Origin of the sequence: Methylobacterium sp. J-030 (assembly GCF_022829545.1) — a bacterium.
GTDB lineage: Bacteria > Pseudomonadota > Alphaproteobacteria > Rhizobiales > Beijerinckiaceae > Methylobacterium.
In genome coordinates, this window is the sequence record NZ_JAKSYM010000394.1 from 1 (window position 1) to 1162 (window position 1162).

The following is a 1162-nucleotide window of genomic DNA, read 5'->3' on the forward strand; positions in this document are numbered from 1 at the left end:
GAACAAAGCCAGGCCGGGACGCCCCGTAGGCCGCAGGGGGGGCGTCCGGAGGGGTTTGGCCGGGCGGGCAAGGTTGGCATTCGGGGCCGGGTTGTTCGACAGGGCGAAGACCAGGGCGGGCGTCGGCGGGGAATTCGACCACACGACCCGCTTACCTTGCGTGGGCTTTGGGCGGTTTGTCGACGGCGATCTGGGCGGCCACGGGAAACTCCCCGGTGGGGGCCGTAGCCCCCCGCAATGTCTCCGGCGGGCGATTGGGGCCGTCCGAGCCGAGCGGCCTTTGCCGACACCAGAGGCCAACTGGTAGACCGCCATCGCCGCGTCCCGGCCTTCAGCCACTCCGATCTCGTCGAGGCACAACAGCGTGTCGGTGACGATGGCGGCGGTGGCCTCCTGGGCGTTGGCGGTCGCCCGCCAGGACCGGACGAAGCCAGGGTCGGACGCGCCACGACCCCAGACGCTCGCCGCCGCCTTCAGCGCCGTCGTTTTCCCACGGCTCGATGCGCCGTAGAGATTTACCCCACCACCCTCGCCGCCGACGAGGTCGACGAGCGGGCCCGCAAAGGCGGTCGCCAACGCCAGGATGAGGCGACCGTGCCCAGCAGTCAGCCGGCCGACGCTGTCGCGCCAATCCTGCAACGTACCCTTTCGTGCATACGGGGCCGCGGCCGCGCCGGTCAGGATCACCGTCTCTGTCTCGGGCTGGCCGATCACCGCATCCGGCAGCACGAACACCCGCTGCTCGCCGATGAGATGCCAGCCCGTGCGATTCACCGTGGTGACGCGGGCCTTCACCGTCACGCGATTCAGGTATTCGCAGAGCTGCGCGCGGCCCCCGCGGCTGACGACGAGGCCGCGTGATGCGAGGTCGGCGGCGAGCGCTCCGAGGTCGCCGTGAAGCGCGGCATCCGGCACGGCATGTTCGTGACGGCGGCCATCAGGATCGCGCCATCGCAGCCAGCGCGCCCAGCCGTAGCCATGCGGATCGCGAGCGCGCCCGATCACCTCGAAGGCAGCTGAAACCCACACGGTTTCGGTGGTGGCACTCTCGCCCCTACCTTTGACGATCTCGGCGGTCAGACCGCCAGAGTTCATGGAGTAGCTATCGAAGGAGATGTAGGCAGGTGCGGCCTCGACCCGGTCGACATGCTGAAGCACCAGG

General features: G+C 69.5%; 1 protein-coding gene. It reads right to left on the reverse strand.

What is annotated here, in order from left to right:
* Window positions 1–1162 (reverse strand): DUF927 domain-containing protein (locus MKK75_RS32165; protein WP_244046534.1); only part of this gene is annotated, 1162 nt, incomplete at both ends.